The organism is Flavobacterium sp. HSC-32F16 (assembly GCF_024171645.1).
Classification (GTDB): Bacteria; Bacteroidota; Bacteroidia; order Flavobacteriales; family Flavobacteriaceae; genus Flavobacterium.
In genome coordinates this window covers 15,103-36,668 of sequence record NZ_JALKAC010000002.1, presented here as the reverse complement: position 1 = coordinate 36,668, position 21,566 = coordinate 15,103, and the positions used below count along the sequence as shown (strand labels likewise).

Below are 21,566 nucleotides of genomic sequence, written 5' to 3'. Positions count from 1 at the left end.
CGGAAATTTGACAATACAAGTTTGTTTGAGGTTCAGATGTTTTTATTTCATAAAAGATTACTCCAACGAGTAGAATTATAAAAGTAATTGAATATAAAAGAATATGACGTATTCTCTTCATTTGCGAAGTTTGGAATTTTATTTTTGGAGCTTTATTAATTGAATATATTTCCTGTCACAGTCTGAAAGCTTCGTGTAATAATTCATTGAATTGCCATAATTTTGAATTGTAAGGGTATCTTTTACATAACTGGCGCTGATTCCAACAGGAATTTCCAAATCTTTTGAATCTGAAATGGAATCATTTTCTTCTTCATTGCTTATGTCACCTTCGTATTCAGCCCATTTTATGCCTTCTAAAATCAAGTATTTTTCTCCGTATTTTTGGGTTTTAAAAGTGGCAATGCCTTTCAGTTCACTGCTTTTTGTTTTTAATAAATAAGAATATCCTTTTTTTGTTTTAGCTATTTGCAGAGAAAGTCTGCATTCGCCGGAATCATTTTCTTCTGCTTTAGTTTCATAAGTGCCTTCTATTGATTTTTCATTAAAGGCTTTTTCTAAAGTAACCGTGCCTTTTGTTGTGGCAGATTCAGAAGTTTCAGAAACCGGAACGGTCTTTTTATCAGTACAGGAAAATAAAATAAGAAGTAATAAACAGTACGATTTTTTCATTTTTTTAATTGGATTTAAAATTGAATCTGCTTAATCTTCGCTAAAAAAATTAAACACTTTTTTCCTTCGTCAAAATAAACTTTAAATAAGCATATCCAAGTGCTCCTGAAAGTATCGAAGCAATTAGAATAGATATTTTGGAATACAAAATAATTTCCGGGTCCTGAAAAGCAAGAAGTGTAATGAAAATTGACATTGTAAAACCAATTCCGCCCAACATTCCGGCGCCTAAAATATGTGCCCATCTTAGATTTTTTGGCAAAGCACATAATCCGGCACTTATGCCTATTGAAGAAAAAAGCACTATTCCTAAAGGTTTACCTATTACCAGACCTAAAATAATTCCAAATGCATTGGGATGATTTAAACCAATATGCCAGTTTGGTTGTATTGCAATACAGGTATTAGCAATTGCAAAAAGAGGCAGAATAAAAAAAGCAGCAGGTTTATGCAAAAAATGCTGCAGTTTGTATGAAGTAGATTTTTCGCCGCCATCGCCAAACGGAATTACAAAGGCGAGTATGACGCCGGTTATTGTTGCATGAACGCCGGAATTAAGCATAAAATACCACATTATAACACCGCCGATTAAATACGGAATCAAATTGTAAATTTTCATTCGATTTAAAATGAATAAGAAAATCCAAATTCCTAATGCAATCGCAAGATTTACAAACCCAATTGAAGTGGTATAAAATATTGCAATAACGATTATAGCTCCCAAATCGTCAATAACCGCAAGTGCTGTTAAAAAAACTTTTAATGAGGCCGGAACTTTGTTTCCTAAAAGGGATAAAATTCCAATTGCAAAAGCGATATCAGTTGCCATAGGAATTCCGGCTCCTTTTTGAGTTGTCGTTCCATAGTTCAACGCCAGAAATGTGGCTGCAGGAACCAGCATACCACCAAATGCCGCCATAATGGGCAGTGAAGCATTCTTTATATTTGATAATTCACCATGATAAATTTCGCGTTCCAGTTCTAAACCAATCAATAAAAAGAAAATGGTCATTAAGCCGTCATTGATCCAATGCGTGATCGAATGTCCGCCCAAATCTTTTTCCCAAAAACCAATATATTCAGCCGAATAAGAAGAGTTTGCCGCGCATAACGAAATTATAGTAACGAATAGTAAGAGTAATCCTCCTGATTTTTCGTTTTCAAAAAAGGCTTTAAAAGTCTTGGTTAATTTCATTTTGGAAAGTTTGTGATAATTTAGAAAGATAGGGTTTTCTTGAAACTCGTATTTTCAAAGTTAAAAAAAATCTGACCAATAAAAAAGTGTTGACATTAAGCCGCGGATACGCAAAGATTTTTTGCTAAGAAAAATGACGAAAATCTATTTTTAATTTTTTTAATCCGCATTCCAAAGCAAAAGGCAAAGCATCAAGAGTAATATTTAAAATAACTTTTAAAGAATTACTGTATTTTTGTTTGAGTTAAACACAATTAAAAAATGAGTATAAAAATTTTACATATCGACAGTAATCATCCGGTTCTTTGGGATCAGCTTGAACAGGCAGGTTTCGAAAATCACGCCGATTTTAAATCTTCTAAAGAAGAAATTGAAGCTAAAATTCAGGATTATAACGGGATTGTAATTCGAAGCCGATTTAAAATCGACAAAACCTTTTTAGACAAAGCTGCAAAACTTCAATTCATAGCAAGAGTTGGAGCAGGTTTAGAAAGTATTGACTGCGATTATGCCGAAACAAAAGGAATTCATTTAATTGCAGCGCCCGAAGGAAATCGAAATGCGGTTGCAGAACATTCGCTTGGTGTAATTCTTTCCCTTTTTAATAATTTAAATCAGGCAGACGCCGAAGTGAAAAGTGGACAATGGAATCGCGAAAGCAATCGAGGTCATGAATTAGAGGGCAAAACGGTTGGAATTATTGGTTATGGAAATATGGGAAAAGCTTTTGCTAAAAAACTTCGCGGTTTTGAAACAGAAGTTTTATGCTATGATATTCTGGAAAATGTTGGAGACGAAAATGCAAAACAGGTTTCGCTTGAGGAATTACAGAAGAAAACAGATGTTTTAAGTCTTCATTTGCCTTGGACACCAGAAACGGATAAAATGGTTAATTCAGTTTTTATAAATGGTTTTGTAAAACCATTTTGGATTATTAATACTTCTCGAGGAAAAAATATTGTGACGGCTGATTTAGTTGACGCAATGAAAAATAAAAAGATATTAGGAGCCGGATTAGATGTTTTAGAATATGAGAAATTATCTTTTGAAACTCTTTTTCAGGATAAAAATACTCCCGAAGCATTTCAATATCTGCTGGAATCAAAAAATGTTTTGCTAACACCGCACATTGCCGGCTGGACTTTTGAAAGCCATGAACGTTTAGCGCAGGTTATAGTTGACAAAATTATAGCTGTATATGCTTAAAATCAGGCTTATATTTTTTTAATTTTAAATAACGAGTCTTTTCCTGTAAATTTTTCGCTGCCAATTAGTTTTATTTGTTAATTTTTAATAATATTGTTTCCGAATATTAAAAGAATGAGTCTAAATAACTTTTCTTTAATTCTCGTGGAGAAGCCGAAAATCCAAAAAGAGTAGGCATTATTACTAAACTAATTTTATTAATTATGATTGAATGGTACAAAAAAGTGGTTTTTGAAAACTATGCGAATTTTAACGGAAGAGCAAGAAGAAAAGAATATTGGATGTTTTTCTTAGCAAATATTATTATAAGTTTTGTTTTAGGCTTTGTAGCTGGATTAATTTCACCGAGCTTAGGCTTAATTGCAAACGTTTACAGCCTTGCTGTTCTTGTTCCTTCGATAGCTGTGGCTATTAGAAGAATGCATGACGTAGGTAAAAGCGGATGGTTTGTCCTTATTCCAATTTATAACTTGATTTTAGCATGTACTGAAGGAGATAGAGGAGCCAATGCATATGGTCCAGATCCTAAAAATGAATTTGATGAAGTTAACGAAATTGGTAAAGCTGAATTGTAATCATTATTTATAAAGAAATATGGAAACTACAAAACCAGAATCATGGAATACGCCTTCTGGGTATAAACCAGAAAACAAAAAAGTGGTTGCAGGAATCCTTGCGATATTATTAGGAGCATTAGGAATTCATAAATTTTACTTAGGATACAGTAAAGAAGGTATTATTCAGCTTCTTTTAGGCCTTTTATGTGGAATAGGCGGTATAATTGGTTTAATAGAAGGAATCATTTACCTGACGAAATCTGATGAAGATTTTTATCAAACATATCAGGTTGGCAAGAAAGGCTGGTTGTAAAAACATTAAAGCTCCCATTCGAAAGATTGGGAGTTTTTTATTTCAAACATATTTGGCCTAAAATATGTCTTTTTTTGATATAATAATGACGTCTGGTTCCTTTTGGAAATACTTAAAGTAAGTAATCTTGCACTTTATTAAAAGTAATGGAGTAACTGAAAATCCAAAAAGAGTAGGGAAATTTTTAAAGATTTTAATTATGTTAGAAATGTATAAAAAAGTAGTTTTTGAAAACTACGCAAACTTTAACGGAAGAGCAAGAAGAAAAGAATACTGGTTGTTTGCTTTGGCGAATGTTCTAATTAGTTTTGTTTTAGGGTTTATCCTAGGATTAATTTCACCTAAACTTGCTTTAATTGGCAACCTTTACAGTTTAGCAGTTTTAATTCCTGCGATTGCAGCTGGAGTTAGAAGAATGCATGATGTGGGTAAAAGCGGCTGGTTTTTGCTTATTCCATTTTACAGTTTATATTTAGCTTGTATTGATGGCGAAAAAGGACCAAATCAATACGGGGCAGATCCTAAAAATGAATTGGAAGAACTAGATGAAATTGGAAAAGAATAAATTCCAAAATCAGTTTTAAATAAAGTTGTACTATAAATTCCATTTGCATTCTATTTGTAAATGGGATTTTTTTTTGAATTTTAGATAGAGTTAAAAGCAGAAAATCGTAGTGTTTTTATAATTTGTTAATATTAGTAGCATTTAACGAATAAATGAACGATATTAGATTATAATATTCATTGAAGAAATAAAATTATGGGGCTATTTAATAGAAACAGTAATAAAATAGAAAAGGCCAGGGTTGTTCTTGAATTAAGAAGTCCCAGTTGTCCTATTACTGCAATTGTTGAACAGGATAACAGGACAGCTTATTTTTATTTATATGGAGATCATGAAGATTTTGGTGTCAAAAGCTGCTGGATTAGAAATTTAAGCGGGGCACCGATAGATATAGAAGAAAAATTAATGGAAAAAGGCATCCCGCCTATGTTAACCAAAGAGTTCTGCAAATTCCCGGAAGGTCAAAAAACATTAGACGAAAGTAATTTGGAAATCGTTTGGCTGGAAGAAGGCGATGGAGCAGCATTGCTGGAAAATGGCGAAATTTTAAGCGTAATCCCAAGCTGGAGCGGTAATGGCGGATTTTATGGATATGCTAGGGATTGTAAAGGTTCAGCGCCTTTTTCCTGGGAACTTACAGAAGATAATGAAATGCATGATCGTGTCAAAAGAGCCGCAGAATTTTTAGCATCCTGGAATGAAGAGAGAAATCCTTTTGAGTTTCTACAGCCGGAAATTTTAAATTACTATGATGATACATTTGGAGAAAGTAATAGATATTTTGCTATTGACAATTCAGAATGGCCTCCAAAAGGGCTTTATCTGCATGAAAGTAAAGAAAAAACTATTTTTGCGACTGTAGCGGTATCATTAAGGCCGCAGCCTAAAATTGAAATGTATTATGAAAACCCAAATGAAAAGAATAGAATTGAAATGGGGTTTATCCTTCAATCAGAAATAGAAAATAAACATATAAACAGTATTGGGAGCTGTATAAGCAGAATAACAGCAATACCGTGGGATTTTGTTACTTTTCTAGCAGAAGGTCATACGGTCGAATTTCAAACAGGTATTAGCGAAAAATTTAATTATGCGGTTCTTACTAACAAATTAAAAGTTTTGCCCAAAATTAAGCTGGCTGATTTTAGAGGGGCAAATGTGAACTTTTTGTGGATAGTACCAATTTCGCTTAGAGAAAGAAATGAAATGATAGAGTCCGGTTCAGAAGGTGTTCTGGCTAAACTTGATAATATTGAAGATGAGATATTCAATTTAAAGCGGGAAGAAGTTGTGTAAATAAAAGTACACAATAAAAAATATCCCTGATTAATTTTGGAATATAGATTTTTCAAAGTGGATTGAAACAAAAAACTCATAAGTTAAATGACTTATGAGTTTTTTGTTTGTTTATGAACTATCGTTAATCTTCTTTTTCAGATAATTTACGCTCCAATTCTATTTGAAACTCTTCAATAACGGGTTTCATTGTGCTTTCAGGTATATCCGCGATTCTAATGTACATTAAACCATCTATAGCATTATTAAATAAAGGATCAACGTTAAAAGCAACCACTCGTGCGTTTTGTTTGATATACTTTTTAATTAAAACGGGTAAACGTAAATTTCCTGGTTCTAATTCATCAATGATCTTGTCGAATTTGTTTAAGTCTGATTCAGCTTCGTCAAAAATAAAATCCTTGTCAGCATCCTTAAGTTTTACTTTATAAGCTTTTTTAGGATGAATATATTGTGCAATATAAGGATCGTAGTAATTCGATTTCATGAACTCAATCATCAGCGATTTAGAAAAATCCGAGAATTGATTACTGATACTTACGCCGCCTAATAAGTATTTATGTTCAGGATAACGCAATGTTGTATGTATAATCCCTTTCCATAACAAGAACAAAGGCATTGGTTTTTGCTGATATTCACGAATAATAAAAGCACGTCCCATTTCGATCGACTTATGCATCATATCGTGCAATTCCGGTTCGAATCTGAATAAGTCAGTCAGATAAAAACCTTCAATGCCGTATTTCGGATAAATCTCAGCACCTAATCCCATACGGTAAGCACCTGCTATTTTTTTAGTTTCATCATCCCATAAAAACATATGGTGATAATATTGATCGTATTCGTCAATGTCAATAGATTCGTTTGTTCCTTCACCAACTTCTCTAAAAGTAATTTCACGAAGACGTCCAATTTCATGTAAAATATTCGGAATTGATTTTGCACGTGCAAAAAACACTTCATAATTTTTACTCTGCAATAATCTGCAGTCGCTGTTTCTTAACGCCTGAACTTCATCAATCATTTTTGATTCATTAGCCGGCGTAACGATTTTTTTAGGTGCTTTTGGTATTTTTAAACTTGCTGTGTCAATCAGTTTGGTATCTTTTTCAAAAGGATTAGCCAGCATATAGGTTTTTTTTCTTAAGAATTCTGAATATTCTTCAAAAGATTGAATTTCGTTTTGCTCGCTTACAGAAATTGGTTTACCTATTCGAACTTTAATAACACGGTCTTTTTGCGTAAGCAGTTCTGAAGGAAGTTTTGCAGTACGTAACGTATCATCTATTTTAGAAAGCCAATAGAATAATTTACTGTTTTTAGCGTGAAAGTAGATAGGAACAACCGGAACTTTGGCTTTTCTAATCAATTTCAGAGCGCCTTCTTCCCAAGGTTTGTCTACTACTAATTTTCCGTCTTTATAAGTCGAAACTTCACCGGCAGGAAAAATTCCAAGCGGTTTTCCATCACTTAAATGACGTAAAGTTTCCTTAATGCCAACTACGCTCGATTTAGCATCCTTATGATTTTCAAAAGGATTAACCGGCATGATGTATTTTTTTAGCGGAACGATTCTGTGTAATAGGAAATTTGCAATAATTTTGAAATTAGGCTCTCTTTCAAGCATTAATTTCAATAGCAAAATTCCATCAATTCCTCCAAGCGGATGATTTGAAATGGTAATATACGGACCTTCTTTTGGCAAACGTTTTAAATCTTCTTCCGGGATTTCGAATTTAATCTCCATCTCATCCAAAATTCCATTTAAAAACGCAACATCTTCTAAATGTTTATTATGATCGTAAATTTTATTGAGGGTAGAGATCTTAAGAACCTTCATAAGAATCCAGCCAGAAAACGTACCGAGGACTCCGTACTTTTCAACATTTATTGCCTTTGCAACTTCTTTCGCGGTAACTAAACCCATGTACTATTTTTAATTTATTAGAACAGCGAACAAAGATAACAAAAAACTCTACTTTTCGTTGTTTCCAAGATAAACTTTGCACTTTTTTATTACATTTGGAATCCTAAAAAAATTACCAAGATGAAAATTATTTCTTATAATGTAAACGGAATTCGTGCTGCAATTACAAAAGGTTTTATTGAATGGCTGCAAGCGGCGAGTCCAGATGTTATCTGCCTTCAGGAGATTAAAGCAACTCAGGATCAAATCCCTGTAGAAGCTGTAACGGCTGCCGGCTATCCGTATCAATATTATTATCCGGCAACAAAAAAAGGATATAGCGGTGTTGCAATATTATCTAAAATTGAACCCAAAAAAGTAGTTTACGGAACAGGAATTCATCATATGGATTTTGAAGGACGAAATCTTCGTGTTGATTTTGATGATGTTTCGGTAATGAGTTTATATCTTCCATCGGGAACTAATATTGACAGGCTGGATCATAAATTTATGTTTATGGATGACTTTCAAACTTACATTAATGAACTCAAAACGGCTATTCCAAATTTGATAATCTGCGGAGATTATAATATCTGTCATGAAGCAATTGATATTCACGATCCTGTTCGTAACAAAACAGTTTCAGGATTTTTGCCAAAAGAGCGTGAGTGGCTTGATGCTTTTATGAAATCTGGATTTATCGACAGTTTCCGTCATTTTAATAAAGATCCGCATCATTATTCTTGGTGGAGTTACCGCGCGGGCGCAAGAGGAAACAACAAAGGCTGGCGCATTGATTATAATTTGGTAAGCAACGCTATGGAGCATCGTTTAAAACGTGCCGTTATTCTTCCGGATGCAGTTCACTCAGATCACTGTCCGGTTTTAGTCGAAATCGAATAAAGTTTGGTATTGTTCTTGCTGAGAAAAAAGCGATTCTAAAAATTTGAATACGAATTCCATTAAAACTATGAGACTATTTGGAATTTGGATTTTTAAGTTTTGGAATTTAAAATAGTTAGAATTGTTAATCGCCTCCAAATAAAAATCAAAAGAAAACATGATTAAAAAAGCCTCCATCGGATTAGTAGTTTTAGCATTGTCTTTAACTTCATGTGTGTCCAAAAAGATTTATAATGATCTTGAAACGAAGTATTCGGATCTAAAAAAAGAAAACCGCTCAATCGCTGACGAAAATGCTGATTTGAAAAAAACAAAAAATCAGTTAGAATTAGATCGTGATAAACTAAATAAAGATTTAGCAAGTACAAAAGATGACCTTGCCAAACAAAAAGCCGATTTAGCTGCAGAGCAAAAGAAATACAAAGTACTACAGGATTCTTATAATGCATTAGAGAAAAACAGTAACGACGCTTTAGAGAAAAACATGGCTAAAAATCGTGAGCTGTTAGCACAATTAGAAGCAAAAGGTAAGGCTCTTGCCGATGAACAAGCACGTTTAGATAAAACAGCCAATCGTTTAAAAGAGCTTGAAGATATGATTGCGGCTAAAGAAGATGCAATGCGTAAATTAAAAGAAACGTTATCGAAAGCCTTAACTGGTTTTGAAGGTAAGGGTTTAACTGTTGAACACAAAAACGGAAAAGTATATGTTTCTATGGAAAACAAATTACTTTTTAATTCAGGAAGCTGGGCTGTTGGATCAGAAGGAAGAAGAGCCGTAGTAGAACTTGGAAAAGTTTTGGGTGATAATCCAGATCTTTCTGTTCTTATCGAAGGACATACAGATGATGATCCGTATGCGGGTTCAGGACCAATTGCAAATAACTGGGATTTATCGACTAAAAGAGCAACTGCAATTGTGGCTATTTTGAGTGAAAATAATAAAATCAACAAACAAAAACTTACTGCTGCTGGGCGAAGCGAATTTTCTCCTCTTGCCAGTAACGCTACTCCAGAAGGAAAAGCTAAAAACCGTAGAATCGAAATCATCTTGACACCAAGATTAGATGAAATCGCTGAAATGCTTAATAGTATCAATTAGAGTTGCTAAGGTTCTAAGATTTAAAAAAAGGTTCAAAGTAAAACTTTGAACCTTTTTTTATTAATTGGAATCTAAACTTAGGATCTTAGTATCTCAGAACCTTAGCTTCTCAAAATAAATCTTGTACTTTTTTTAACCTTTCTCGTTTTTAGATTTGAGAAATCCGTTCGTATCTTTGAAGACTGATTAATAAAAAAGGGAAAAACCTTAGAACCTTAGAATCTTAGCAACTCAGTATCTTAAAAAAAATGAAATACACTACATTACCCAACACCGATATAAAAGTTAGTAAAATAAACCTTGGAACCATGACTTTTGGTCAGCAGAATACAGAAGCTGAAGGTCACGCTCAAATGGATTATGCATTAGAAAAAGGTGTGAATTTTTTTGATACTGCCGAAATGTATTCGGTTCCGGCAAGTGAAGGCACTTATGGAAGCACCGAAAAAATTATAGGAACTTGGTTTAAAAAATCTGGAAACAGAGATAAAGTTGTTTTGGCTTCAAAAATCGCGGGTCCAAATCCGAATTTTGGCTATATGCGTGAAAAAGTAGACTTCTCTCCGGTAAGTATTAAATATGCTTTAGAAAATAGCTTAAAACGTCTTCAAACAGATTATATTGATTTGTATCAAATGCACTGGCCGGAACGTAAAACCAATAATTTTGGAAACCGTGCTTTTACAGGTTTTGAAGATGCTTGGGAAGATAACTTTAGAGAAATCCTTGAGACCTTCGATGGTTTAATCAAAGAAGGTAAAATAAAACATATTGGAGTTTCAAATGAAAATTCTTGGGGAATGATGCGCCTTTTAGAAGAAAGCAAATATCAAAATCTGCCAAGAATTAAAACAGTTCAAAATCCATATAATTTATTGAATAGACTTTTTGAAGTGAATTCTGCCGAAGTTTCAAAACATGAAAATGTTGGATTATTGGCTTATTCACCTTTAGCATTCGGAACTTTGACTGGGAAATTTTTAACTGGTGAAGCACATCCAAAAGCCAGAGTTAATCTTTTTCCGCAATATACGCGTTACAAAAGCGAACAATGTACGGAGGCAACTAAATTGTATCAGGAAATTGCTGTAAAAAATGGGTTAACTTTAACCGAACTGGCAATGGGATTTGTATTGCAGCAGCCGTTTTTGACAAGTGCAATTATTGGTGCAACCACTCTGGAACAATTAAAACAAAATATTGCCACAATTGATGTTGTGCTTTCTAAAGAAATCATAGCAGAAATAAACCAAGTTCAGGCAATAATTCCAGATCCGGCGCCTTAAAATTTAAAATACTATTTAACCGCAAAGCACACAAATATTTGCGCAAATTTCGCAATGCATTAATAAAGGAAAACAATAAAAAAGCACACGAAGATTTTTATAAGTTAAAAAATCTTTGTGTGCTTTGCGTAAATATTAGCCAACCTTGCGGTTAACTTCTCTAGTGATTACAAATCAAATTCATCACTAATAGACAAAGAATCATTTTTAACTGCTGTAGAATCTGGAACTTTAATTCTAATTAAAGAACGTGCATTTCCTGAAATATAAACCGGTAATAATCCAATTGTGTCTTCAGGAACTAAAAGACCTCGGCGGAACATTAAATTCTTTAAGAACTTCTGATTCTTTAATGCATAATCTTTCAAATTGCCTTCGTCATTAAACTGATACATGAATTTTCTAGGTTTCGGAATAATGGTTGCCAAGTACAAACATTCATCTACATTTAAAGCCGATGGACTTTTTTGGAAATAGAAATGACTCGCTTCGCCAATTCCGTATACATTTGGTCCCCATTCAATAATATTGAAATAAACCTCGAGCATTCTTTCCTTGCTTACAATTCGGTTGTTTTCTAAAATATAAACTAACAAGATTTCTTCCAGCTTTCGCGAAAGCGTCTTTTCTCTTGTTAAGAATACGTTTTTAATCAACTGCATGCTGATTGTACTCGCGCCTCGGGAAAACTTTTTGGTTCTAATATTTTTTAGGATCGATTGTTTGAAAGCTTCATTTATAAAGCCACGATGGGAAAAGAACGATGGATCTTCGGTCGTTAAAACAGATTTTCGTAAATAAGGCGAAATCTGGTCTAAAGGGGCATAATTCGGATTGGCATTCCCAACCAAAACAGGTCGTTGCAATACATTTTGAATAATGGCGCGATAAACAAATTCGCCGTTTAGTTTATTCAAATCAGCTTCGCCATATTTTGTAATTCTTAAATCTTCTTTATTCAGTTTACTGTCAAAAACAAGTGTGTTTGGTTTATTTTTATTGAATTTGAAATCCAGTTTATAATCGAAATTTCCCGTTGCCTGCATTCCCTGGAAATGCGTAAATAATCCGTCAGGAAGCGAAACAATAAAATCCTGCGCTTTCATTTTCGGAATATCTACTTTCAAAGTATAAACCGTATCTTTTTCGGTGTCGTATGAAATATAAGGACGCAGTTTTATTTTATTCAGCGTCATTGTCGAAGTGCTGTCGATCGAAATGAAATTATCACCTAATAAAAAACGATAATCAAAACGTGCATTTTTTATAACAACATCTTTGCTGGCAATTTTTGGGTGATTGATTTTTAAATTTACAATAGATGTAAAACCGTCAAGATGCAATTCACTGCCGCTTTTGTCAATGTTTTCGACTTTTAAACGAATAGAATCAAAACTTGCTTTTAAGTTGTAGCGTTCATCCAGATAAGGAACTTTAATTGCTCCGGTATCTAAATTAAAAAATCGAATATCTGCTTTTTGATTTCTTGGGTCAGCAAATCCTTTTAGGTTCCATCGCTGATCAAAATCTTTGCTTACAACATGAATGCTGGTTTCGAGCTGTTTGTTGTTTAAAACCAGTTTATTTATTGCGATATCGGTTTTCTTGCCATTATCGTCAATTTTGAATTTGAAGTTTTCCAAATTCATGTCAGTAGGAACTAAATTAAGAAGTTTAGAAATGATACGATAGGCAAAAGCACCGTATTTTCTTTTTTCATTTTTTTCAGGCTCGTCGTCTTTGTTTCTTTTTAAGAAAGCATCAAAATTTCGGATTTTTCCTTTTTTGACTAATTGAATATAGCCTTTGTTAATATTTAAAGTTCCAACCTGAACATCGCCAATCAATAAATTACTTAAGCTGATGCTGGTTTCAATGTTGTTAATTTTTAATAATGTGTCAGCATTTTTGGGAACCAGAACAACATCTGTAAGTTTGATAGTTGATAATCCGTCAAAGGAAGCATCTTTTATAGAAAAATCACTATTGTAATCAACGGCCATTTTATGGGTTACTTTGGCAATTGCCTGGTTTAAAAGAGAGTTGCGAAAAAAGTACAGGCCGATGCAAAGCAGTATAAATACTACGGCAAGTATTTTTAAAGCTTTGAATATTGTTTGTTTAGGAAAATTCATAGAGGTGTTTTTGTCAGAGATCAACCAAAGAGAATGCTGGCAACATCTTCAATTTTTGCTACAAGTTCAATTTTGATTCCTGTATTTTTTAAAGCGATTTTGTTGTATTTAGAAACAAAAATGGTATCGAAACCTAATTTTTCGGCTTCCTGAATACGCTGATCCACACGGTTAACGGGACGAATCTCTCCAGAAAGACCCACTTCGCCGGCAAAACAAAAGCCTTTTCCAACGGGAATGTCTTCGTTTGATGATAAAATAGCGGCGACAACAGCAAGGTCAATCGCGGGATCATCGACAGAAATTCCTCCGGTTACATTTAGGAAAACGTCTTTTGCGCCTAAACGGAATCCGGCTCTTTTTTCTAAAACAGCCAAAATCATGTTTAGTCTTTTGGCGTTGTAACCAGTCGTACTACGCTGTGGGGTTCCGTAAACGGCTGTACTTACAAGCGATTGAATTTCGATCATCAACGGACGCATGCCTTCTAGAGTTGAAGCAATTGCGGTTCCGGACAGTTCTTCGTCTTTGTGTGAAATCAGGATTTCTGACGGATTGCTGACTTCGCGCAAACCACTTCCAAGCATTTCGTAAATTCCAAGCTCTGAAGTTGAACCAAAACGATTTTTCAGCGATCGTAAAATTCTATAAATATGGTTTCTGTCTCCTTCAAACTGAAGAACGGTATCAACCATATGTTCCAGAATTTTTGGCCCTGCAATATTTCCGTCTTTTGTAATATGCCCGATTAAAATAACCGGAATATTGGTTTCTTTGGCAAATTTGATTAACTCGGCAGTGGTTTCTCTAATTTGAGAAATACTTCCGGCAGTTGATTCAATATAATCCGTATGTAAAGTCTGAATGGAATCTATGATTACAATTTCAGGCTGAATGGCTTCAATTTGTTTGAAGATGTTCTGCGTTTTAGTTTCCGTTAAAATATAGCAGTTGTCGCTATTTGGCGTTATTCTTTCGGCACGCATTTTTATCTGTTTCTGACTTTCTTCTCCAGAAACGTATAAAGTTTTATAAGGTAATTTTAATGAGATTTGAAGCAAAAGTGTACTTTTTCCAATTCCTGGTTCTCCTCCTAAAAGTGTTAAAGATCCCGGAACGATTCCGCCTCCCAAAACACGATTCAATTCACCATCAGTGGTATCCATGCGGATTTCCTGAGCCGAATCAATTTCGTTAATTTTTAAAGGCCTCGGTGCTTTACTTGATGAAGCAGGTTCGCTTTTCCAGGCCGTTTTTTCCTGCTTTTGGATTATTTCTTCAGCAATTGTATTCCATTCCTTGCATGCGTTGCACTGTCCCTGCCATTTAGAATATTGGGTACCGCAATTTTGGCAAAAAAAAGAAGTTTTAACTTTGGACATTATTTACCTTTTTTAGCAAGTGTATTCATTTCGTCAATTTTCTCATACATCAAATCTTTATTCAAATCTCCAATTGGCTCCATTTGAGAAGCGTTTTGATATTTTTTTGAAGCATGTTTTGGATCGCCCATTTTTTCGTACATCAATCCTAATTCATATTCACCTAACATGGCTTTTGGATAATTTACATTTCCAATCTCTGCCATTTTTCCTAATTCGTCGTAAGCGTTTTTCTTTAAAATAATGTTTTCAATTACTTTAAAGTCATTCATTCTAACCGGAATCTGAACGCCTAAAATTTCAGACATAATGCTGTATTTTTTTTCCAGATAATCGGCATAACCTGTTTCCAGAACAGCAATTTTGTTATTGTATTCTGCTGAATTTATTGGTCTGTAAGCTTCAAAAATCTGATACAATGCGTTTGGAATTGAATGTAAAACTTCGGTATAATGCGTTGCGCCTTTGAATACGTCGTATTTGTAATTCACTAACGGATTATTTGCGATTTTAATATTGCTGTCTAATTTTTCTATTGGCTCTTTAATTTTTTTGATATCACCTTCACCAGCCGAAAGATAATAGAATATTGGTTTTTGTATTTTGGCAAATTTCTCGGCAATTCTCACTTCCATTTTTGGAGCCAATTCCGGGCTTAAACAAATGTAAGCACTAAAAAGCGGGATTTCTTTGTATAAATAAAAATTGGCAAAACTGGCGGTTACATCATGGCCTGCAATGATTCTGAAAGGGGATGTGCGGTATTTTTTTTCAATATAAGGTACTAATTCAGCCCCGATAAATTCGAAAAATTTTGCTCCTTTTTCAAATGGTAAACCTTCATTTTGATCAATTGTAGTATCATCATAACGTTCTTCGTCTTTGTTTTGATGAATTCCAATAATGATCATCTCTGGAATATCATCCCAATAAGCACCATAACTTACTGCTCCTGAAAACGGATCAAATAAATAATCACCATCTAATAAATATAAAACCGGATATTTTTTGTCTGGTTTAGCTTCATAAGAAGGTGGAAGCCCAATTGTAATTCTTCTTTCTTCTCCTAGTTTTTCGGATTTAATGTTGTCAAATTTTTTCTGCGAAAAAACAGAAGCGGAAATTAGGGTAATCAGCAGGTAAACTTTTTTCATGATTTGTGGCATTTCAGTGAATTAAAAAGTATTGAAAATAGAGGGCAATATAATACTTTATTTGCTTTTTTGTTATTGAGGGTTAAAAAAAGCAATGATTTCTTACGCAAATTTTTGATTTGTATAAAAGAAGATTTGTTTGTGCAAAAAATATTTTTGACAAAGCCTGGTATCTCATAAAGTATAGAGAAAATCTAGGTTAACGAATTATCATTTTCATTTGGGAAAATGATCCACGGCTTGAAGGTTTTAGCTTCTTCAAAATCCAGTGTGGCATACGAAATGATAATAATAATGTCGTCTTTTTGAACTTTTCTTGCAGCAGGGCCATTCAGTGTAATTTCACCTGAATTTTTTTCTCCCTTAATTGCATAAGTTTCAAAACGTTCTCCGTTATTAATGTTAACAATAGATACTTTTTCGCCTTCAATAATATTTGAGGCTTCCAGTAAAGTTTCATCAATAGTAATACTGCCAATATAATTTAAATCAGCTCCAGTAACTTTTACTCGATGAATTTTTGATTTTATAACTTGAATCTGCATGGAGCAAAGGTAATTTAATTTAATGAAATGGTGTCAATCAACCTTATAGAATTAACAAATACCGCTATAAACGCACGGTAATTTTTGTCTTTAATTTTATGATCGATAGATAATAATGTAGATTCGTCAGCAATTACGAAATATTCAAGATCAAATCTTTCATTGTTTCTGAAAGCATCTTCTACAAATTGAATTGTTTCTTCAGGTGTGCTGTTTTGGAATATTTCTTTGGCTTCGGTTAAAATTTTATAGATTATTGAAGCTTCTTTTCTTTCTTCTGGAGTTAAACGTTCATTACGAGAACTCATGGCTAAAAGATTGTCTTCTCTAAAAATAGGACACCCTACAATGTTTACTGATAAATTGTTTTTTTCGACCAATTTTTTAACAATTTGAAGCTGCTGAAAATCTTTTTCTCCAAAATAAGCATTGGTTGGCGTCACGATTTCGAACAAGCGTTTTACAATTGTTCCAACGCCGTTAAAATGTCCTGGGCGGAATTTTCCTTCCATTTGATTCTCTAATCCGTCGAAGTCAAATGATTGAGAAACAGTTTGTCCTTCATAAATATCTTCGACCGAAGGAGCGTATAAGATTATTTTGTCGCTTAATCCTCTCATTTTTTTTACATCTTCTTCAAGAGTGCGAGGGTATTTTTCAAGATCTTCAGGGTTGTTAAACTGAGTTGGGTTAACAAAAATACTTACAACAGTGTCGTCGTTTTCTTTAAGTGATCGCTGCATTAAAGCCAGATGCCCTTGGTGTAAAGCTCCCATGGTTGGGACAAATCCTATAGTTGAATTTGCGGTTTTGATAGTTTTTAAATAGGCTATCAGAGCTACTTTACCGTAGAAAATATGCATGGCGGTATTATTAAAATTTAGTGCAAACATAATATATTAGTTATAAACTGCATAAATTTTTGTAATTTTGCGACGTTTTTATTACCAAAAATTAAGTAAAATACTATTATGAAAGATAAGAGGATATTATACGTATCATCTGAAGTCGTGCCTTATCTGGCTGAAAATGAGGTTTCTTTAATGTCTTATGACGTTCCTAAAATGATTAATGATCAAGGAGGTCAGATAAGAATTTTCATGCCAAGATATGGAAATATCAATGAGAGAAGACATCAATTACATGAAGTGATCAGACTTTCAGGGATGAATTTGGTAGTGAATGATTTAGATATGCCGTTGATTATCAAGGTGGCTTCAATTCCTAAAGAAAGAATTCAGGTTTATTTTATAGATAACGATGAATATTTTAAACGTAAAGCAACTTTTGCTGATGAAGAAGGGGCTTTGTATCCTGATAATGATGAGCGTGCTATATTTTTTGCAAAAGGAGTTGTTGAGACTGTAAAAAAATTAAACTGGGTTCCGGACATTATTCACGTTCATGGATGGCTGGCAGCAATGCTTCCAATCTATATGAAGCATTATTATAAAAATGAGGCTTTGTTTAATGATACCAAAATCATTACCTCAGTTTATGGTCAGTCTTTTGATGAAAATTTAGATATGGAGATGATCAATAAAGTGAAATTTGACGGTGTTCCGCATGATTCTGTTGCTGATCTTGAAACTCCAAACTACGAAAATATTTTAAAAGCCAGTATCTTACATTCAGACGGAGTTATTATAGCTTCGCCTAATGTTTCTCCAAGTTTAACAAAATTTATAGAATCTTCAGGAAAACCTTTTTTACCTTTCGCCACGAAAGATGCATTCGCTGAAGCGTATACAAATTTCTATAGAACGTTTGGTCTTTAAAATTTAACTTTATTATTAAATATGTACAATACTTCTTTTATTAAGAAAATTCTATTAGTTGCAACAGTTGTTTTTTTATATTCTTGTGACAAAGATTTTAATGAAATAGGAAGCGATTTAATTGCTGATGATCATTTTGGGCTTGAATCTACAAAATATGATGTAATTGCTTATAACCAAGAAATTACACCTGTTCAGTCCAATGCATTGTCAAGTAACGCATTAGGGATCTATGTAAATCCTGTTTTTGGAACTACGACAGCTAATTTTACTACTCAGCTTGTTCTTACTTCTTACGCGCCAACAATTGGTGAAGAGCCGGAAATTGAAAGTGTTGTACTTAGTGTTCCTTATTTTAGTCATGTAACAAGTGTTAACAGCGATGGAAGCAGTGTATATGCATTAGATTCTATTTACGGGCCAAAGGAAGGAAAGCTTAAGTTGAGTGTTTATGAATCTGGTATTCAAATGAGAAGTACTACTGTAAGCGGTGGTTCAGAAATAGCACAGCTTTATTATACAAATCAGGATTCTAATACAACTGCGGGAGAATTGAATTTCGATACTAAGAAAGTAGGGGATCGTTTGAATAATTCAGAAAATGTTTTTGAAAATGATCAATTCTTTTTTGATGCAAAACAAAGAGTAGATTCAACCAAAGAGGCTACGGCAGATAAATGGACGGTTACTCGTTCTTCTCCGGAAATGCGTTTAAATTTGAATAAAGATTTTTTTCTTAATAGAATTTTAAAAGCTCCAGCTTCAAAATTGGCTGCAGCCGATGTATTTCAGGAATATTTTAGAGGATTGTATTTTAAAGTAGAAAAAGCATCTGACGGAAGTGCTAGTAATTTGGCAAAGTTAGATTTTACAAAAGGTAAAATTACAATTACTTATAAGGCAAAAACGGCAATTACTACTGATGCTGAAACTGAAAAAGAAGAAAAAACTTTAGTTTTAAATATGACTACCTCGATAACCGGAGGTGTAAATACAGCAAGTTTCCTTCAGGATCTTAAACAGCCTATTTATGAAAATGCAATAAAAGCATTTAATAAGACTTCTGGTGATGAACGTTTGTATATAAAAGGCGGAGAAGGATCTCTGGCAGTTATTAAACTGACTGATTTTGCGTCTCAAATAGAGCAGATTAGAACTAATAAATGGCTGGTAAATGAAGCAAATCTGGTTTTTTATATTGATGCAGATGGAATGGCGCCAGTTGATGCTAAGGAAGAGCCAAAACGAGTTTATTTATATGATTTGAAAAATAATCTGCCAATTGTAGATTATTACTCAGATCAAACATCAAGTGCAACTACTGATCCAAAAGATGCTAAGTACATTTTTGGAGGTTTGATTACACGAGGTGATAATAAAAGAGGTAAATTATATAAAATCAGAATTACAGATCATATTCGAAATCTTATAAAAAACAGCTCAGCTGAAAACGTTGATTTAGGTTTGGTTGTTTCAGAAAGCATTAATGTAAATGCTTCAAATTTTTTAAAGACGAAGAATGAAAATATTTCTCAAGCGCCAAGAGCATCTGTTATGAATCCGCTGGGAACAATATTGTTCGGTAATAATATTCCAGCAGGTAATGCAAATTATGATAAAAGATTAAGGCTTGAGATTTACTACACGAAACCAAATTAATAAATATATATGTGTGGAATTGTTGGATATATAGGACATAGAGAGGCTTATCCTATAGTTATAAAAGGGCTGAAACGGCTCGAATATAGAGGATATGATAGTGCCGGCGTTATGTTATATGATGACGAGTCGGGTGTAAAAGTTTGTAAAACAAAGGGTAAAGTTTCAGATCTTGAAGCTAAAGCACAAGAAGGTTTTACTATAAATGGAAGTATTGGAATTGGACATACTCGTTGGGCAACACATGGTGTTCCAAATGATGTAAACTCTCATCCTCATGTTTCTAATTCTGGAGATTTAGTGATTATTCACAACGGAATTATTGAAAACTATGCGCCGCTTAAAGAAGAGTTAATTAAACGTGGTTATACTTTTAAATCTGATACTGATACAGAAGTTCTAGTAAACTTAATTGAAGAAGTTCAGAAAAATGAAAAGATTAAATTGGGTAAAGCAGTTCAGATTGCTTTAAATCAAGTTGTAGGGGCATATGCAATTGCTGTTTTTGATAAAAAAAATCCAAACGAAATTGTTGCAGCTAGACTTGGCAGTCCATTAGCAATTGGAGTTGGTGAAGGAGAATTCTTTATCGCTTCTGATGCTTCTCCATTTATTGAATATACTTCGAATGCAGTATATTTAGAAGACGGTGAAATGGCAAATATCAGACTGCACAAACCTCTTAAAGTAAGAAAAATTAAAGACGACTCTTTAGTGGATCCTTATATTCAGGAGCTTCAATTGAATCTGGAGCAGATTGAAAAAGGAGGTTATGATCATTTCATGCTAAAAGAAATCTACGAACAGCCAAGTGTAATTAAAGATACTTACAGAGGAAGACTTCATGCAAATGAAGGAATTGTTCAAATGGCTGGTGTTGAAGATAATCTTGAGAAATTCTTAAATGCTAAGCGAATTTTAATTGTTGCTTGTGGAACTTCATGGCATGCAGGTTTAGTTGCCGAGTATATCTTTGAAGAATTTACACGTATCCCGGTTGAAGTGGAATATGCTTCTGAATTTAGATATAGAAACCCAATTATCAATAAAGACGACGTTGTAATTGCAATTTCTCAATCTGGAGAAACAGCAGATACCATGGCTGCTATTAAATTAGCTAAAGAAAATGGAGCTTTTGTGTTTGGAGTTTGTAATGTGGTAGGTTCGTCTATTTCAAGAGAAAGTCATGCTGGTGCTTATACACACGCTGGACCTGAAATTGGAGTAGCTTCTACTAAAGCATTTACTACTCAAATCACGGTTTTAACTATGATTGCTTTGAGATTAGGAAAAGCAAAAGGAACGTTGTCAAGCCCTGATTTCCATGCGTACTTACAAGAGTTAGAATTAATTCCCGAAAAAGTAGCTGAAGCGTTAGAAACAAACGACAGAGCAAAAGAAATTGCAGCTAAATTTAAAGATGCACCAAACTGTCTTTATTTAGGAAGAGGATACAATTTCCCGGTGGCATTAGAAGGGGCTTTAAAACTTAAAGAGATCTCTTATATTCACGCAGAAGGTTATCCGGCCGCCGAAATGAAACACGGTCCAATTGCGTTAATTGATGAGCAGATGCCGGTTATTGTAATTGCGCCTAAGCAAGGTCACTACGATAAAATTGTAAGTAACATTCAGGAGATCAAATCCAGAAGCGGTAAAATCATTGCTGTTGTTACAAAAGGTGATACACAAGTTCGTGAATTAGCTGATTATGTAATCGAAATTCCGGAAACTTCAGATGCATTGTCACCGCTTATTACGACAATTCCATTACAATTGCTTTCTTACTATATTGCAGTTATGAGAGGTTGTAATGTTGATCAGCCGCGTAACTTAGCAAAGTCAGTTACAGTAGAATAGATACTTCTAAAAATATAAACAATGTTAAAAAAGCGAGATTTAGGTCTCGCTT

19 protein-coding genes are annotated in these 21,566 nt (G+C 33.8%); 11 read left to right on the top strand and 8 right to left on the bottom strand.

Features of this window, described 5'->3' with window-relative positions; genetic code table 11:
- Positions 1 to 138: 138 nt before the first annotated feature.
- Positions 139 to 672 (bottom strand): hypothetical protein, encoded by a 534-nt coding sequence (locus L1276_RS06720; RefSeq protein ID WP_253786331.1) that lies wholly within the window; start codon positions 670 to 672, stop codon positions 139 to 141.
- 49 nt (positions 673 to 721) lie between these two features.
- Entirely contained in the window at positions 722 to 1,867 is a 1,146-nt protein-coding gene (nhaA, locus tag L1276_RS06715) for a Na+/H+ antiporter NhaA (protein ID WP_253786330.1), read from the bottom strand.
- 261 nt (positions 1,868 to 2,128) lie between these two features.
- On the opposite strand from nhaA, the gene L1276_RS06710 reads away from it, so the two are divergent.
- The 5 genes from L1276_RS06710 to L1276_RS06690 all read left to right on the top strand — a co-directional run bounded on the left by L1276_RS06710 (position 2,129) and on the right by L1276_RS06690 (position 5,804).
- Positions 2,129 to 3,073 carry a 2-hydroxyacid dehydrogenase gene (locus L1276_RS06710; protein ID WP_253786329.1) on the top strand — a complete coding sequence of 315 codons (945 nt, stop codon included), beginning with the start codon at positions 2,129 to 2,131 and terminating at the stop codon, positions 3,071 to 3,073.
- A gap of 203 nt (positions 3,074 to 3,276) precedes the next feature.
- A complete protein-coding gene (locus L1276_RS06705; RefSeq protein ID WP_253786328.1) occupies positions 3,277 to 3,648 on the top strand; it encodes a DUF805 domain-containing protein in 372 nt (123 codons plus the stop codon).
- Positions 3,649 to 3,667: 19 nt separating this feature from the next.
- Entirely contained in the window at positions 3,668 to 3,943 is a 276-nt protein-coding gene (locus tag L1276_RS06700) for a TM2 domain-containing protein (protein WP_253786327.1), read from the top strand.
- 199 nt (positions 3,944 to 4,142) lie between these two features.
- A complete protein-coding gene (locus L1276_RS06695) occupies positions 4,143 to 4,508 on the top strand; it encodes a DUF805 domain-containing protein (RefSeq protein WP_253787841.1) in 366 nt (121 codons plus the stop codon).
- A gap of 195 nt (positions 4,509 to 4,703) precedes the next feature.
- Positions 4,704 to 5,804 (top strand): suppressor of fused domain protein, encoded by a 1,101-nt coding sequence (locus L1276_RS06690; protein ID WP_253786326.1) that lies wholly within the window; start codon positions 4,704 to 4,706, stop codon positions 5,802 to 5,804.
- A 124-nt stretch (positions 5,805 to 5,928) separates the two neighbouring features.
- On the opposite strand, the gene L1276_RS06685 is transcribed toward L1276_RS06690, so the two are convergent.
- A complete protein-coding gene (locus tag L1276_RS06685) occupies positions 5,929 to 7,731 on the bottom strand; it encodes a lysophospholipid acyltransferase family protein (RefSeq protein WP_253786325.1) in 1,803 nt (600 codons plus the stop codon).
- A gap of 120 nt (positions 7,732 to 7,851) precedes the next feature.
- Here L1276_RS06685 and L1276_RS06680 point away from each other — a divergent pair, with 120 nt between their 5' ends.
- From L1276_RS06680 to L1276_RS06670, 3 genes are all read left to right on the top strand, one after another.
- Positions 7,852 to 8,613, top strand: coding sequence for an exodeoxyribonuclease III (locus L1276_RS06680; RefSeq protein WP_253786324.1), 762 nt, complete (start codon positions 7,852 to 7,854; stop codon positions 8,611 to 8,613).
- Between the two features lie 157 nt (positions 8,614 to 8,770).
- Complete coding sequence (locus tag L1276_RS06675; protein WP_253786323.1) at positions 8,771 to 9,715, top strand: OmpA family protein; 945 nt, start codon at positions 8,771 to 8,773, stop codon at positions 9,713 to 9,715.
- A gap of 248 nt (positions 9,716 to 9,963) precedes the next feature.
- A complete protein-coding gene (locus L1276_RS06670; protein WP_253786322.1) occupies positions 9,964 to 11,001 on the top strand; it encodes an aldo/keto reductase in 1,038 nt (345 codons plus the stop codon).
- 167 nt (positions 11,002 to 11,168) lie between these two features.
- On the opposite strand, the gene L1276_RS06665 is transcribed toward L1276_RS06670, so the two are convergent.
- The 5 genes from L1276_RS06665 to panC all read right to left on the bottom strand — a co-directional run bounded on the left by L1276_RS06665 (position 11,169) and on the right by panC (position 17,110).
- Entirely contained in the window at positions 11,169 to 13,136 is a 1,968-nt protein-coding gene (locus L1276_RS06665; RefSeq protein WP_253786321.1) for a transglycosylase domain-containing protein, read from the bottom strand.
- 20 nt (positions 13,137 to 13,156) lie between these two features.
- Positions 13,157 to 14,518 carry a DNA repair protein RadA gene (radA, locus tag L1276_RS06660; protein ID WP_253786320.1) on the bottom strand — a complete coding sequence of 454 codons (1,362 nt, stop codon included), beginning with the start codon at positions 14,516 to 14,518 and terminating at the stop codon, positions 13,157 to 13,159.
- The gene (locus L1276_RS06655; protein WP_253786319.1) at positions 14,518 to 15,672 is read right to left on the bottom strand and encodes an alpha/beta hydrolase; all 1,155 of its coding nucleotides are present in this window, start codon (positions 15,670 to 15,672) and stop codon (positions 14,518 to 14,520) included. The genes radA and L1276_RS06655 overlap by 1 nt, the downstream gene beginning before the upstream one ends.
- A 194-nt stretch (positions 15,673 to 15,866) precedes the next feature.
- A complete protein-coding gene (gene panD, locus L1276_RS06650; protein WP_008465481.1) occupies positions 15,867 to 16,217 on the bottom strand; it encodes an aspartate 1-decarboxylase in 351 nt (116 codons plus the stop codon).
- Between the two features lie 14 nt (positions 16,218 to 16,231).
- Complete coding sequence (panC, locus tag L1276_RS06645; protein ID WP_253786318.1) at positions 16,232 to 17,110, bottom strand: pantoate--beta-alanine ligase; 879 nt, start codon at positions 17,108 to 17,110, stop codon at positions 16,232 to 16,234.
- Between the two features lie 78 nt (positions 17,111 to 17,188).
- Here panC and L1276_RS06640 point away from each other — a divergent pair, with 78 nt between their 5' ends.
- Genes L1276_RS06640 through glmS form a run of 3 tightly spaced genes read left to right on the top strand, consistent with a single transcriptional unit; the run spans position 17,189 to position 21,514 of the window.
- Positions 17,189 to 17,995 (top strand): glycogen/starch synthase, encoded by an 807-nt coding sequence (locus L1276_RS06640; protein ID WP_253786317.1) that lies wholly within the window; start codon positions 17,189 to 17,191, stop codon positions 17,993 to 17,995.
- Positions 17,996 to 18,016: 21 nt separating this feature from the next.
- On the top strand, positions 18,017 to 19,654 hold the full coding sequence (locus tag L1276_RS06635; RefSeq protein ID WP_253786316.1) for a DUF4270 domain-containing protein: 1,638 nt from the start codon (positions 18,017 to 18,019) through the stop codon (positions 19,652 to 19,654).
- A 9-nt stretch (positions 19,655 to 19,663) separates the two neighbouring features.
- Positions 19,664 to 21,514 carry a glutamine--fructose-6-phosphate transaminase (isomerizing) gene (gene glmS / locus L1276_RS06630; RefSeq protein ID WP_253786315.1) on the top strand — a complete coding sequence of 617 codons (1,851 nt, stop codon included), beginning with the start codon at positions 19,664 to 19,666 and terminating at the stop codon, positions 21,512 to 21,514.
- Positions 21,515 to 21,566 lie beyond the last annotated feature (52 nt).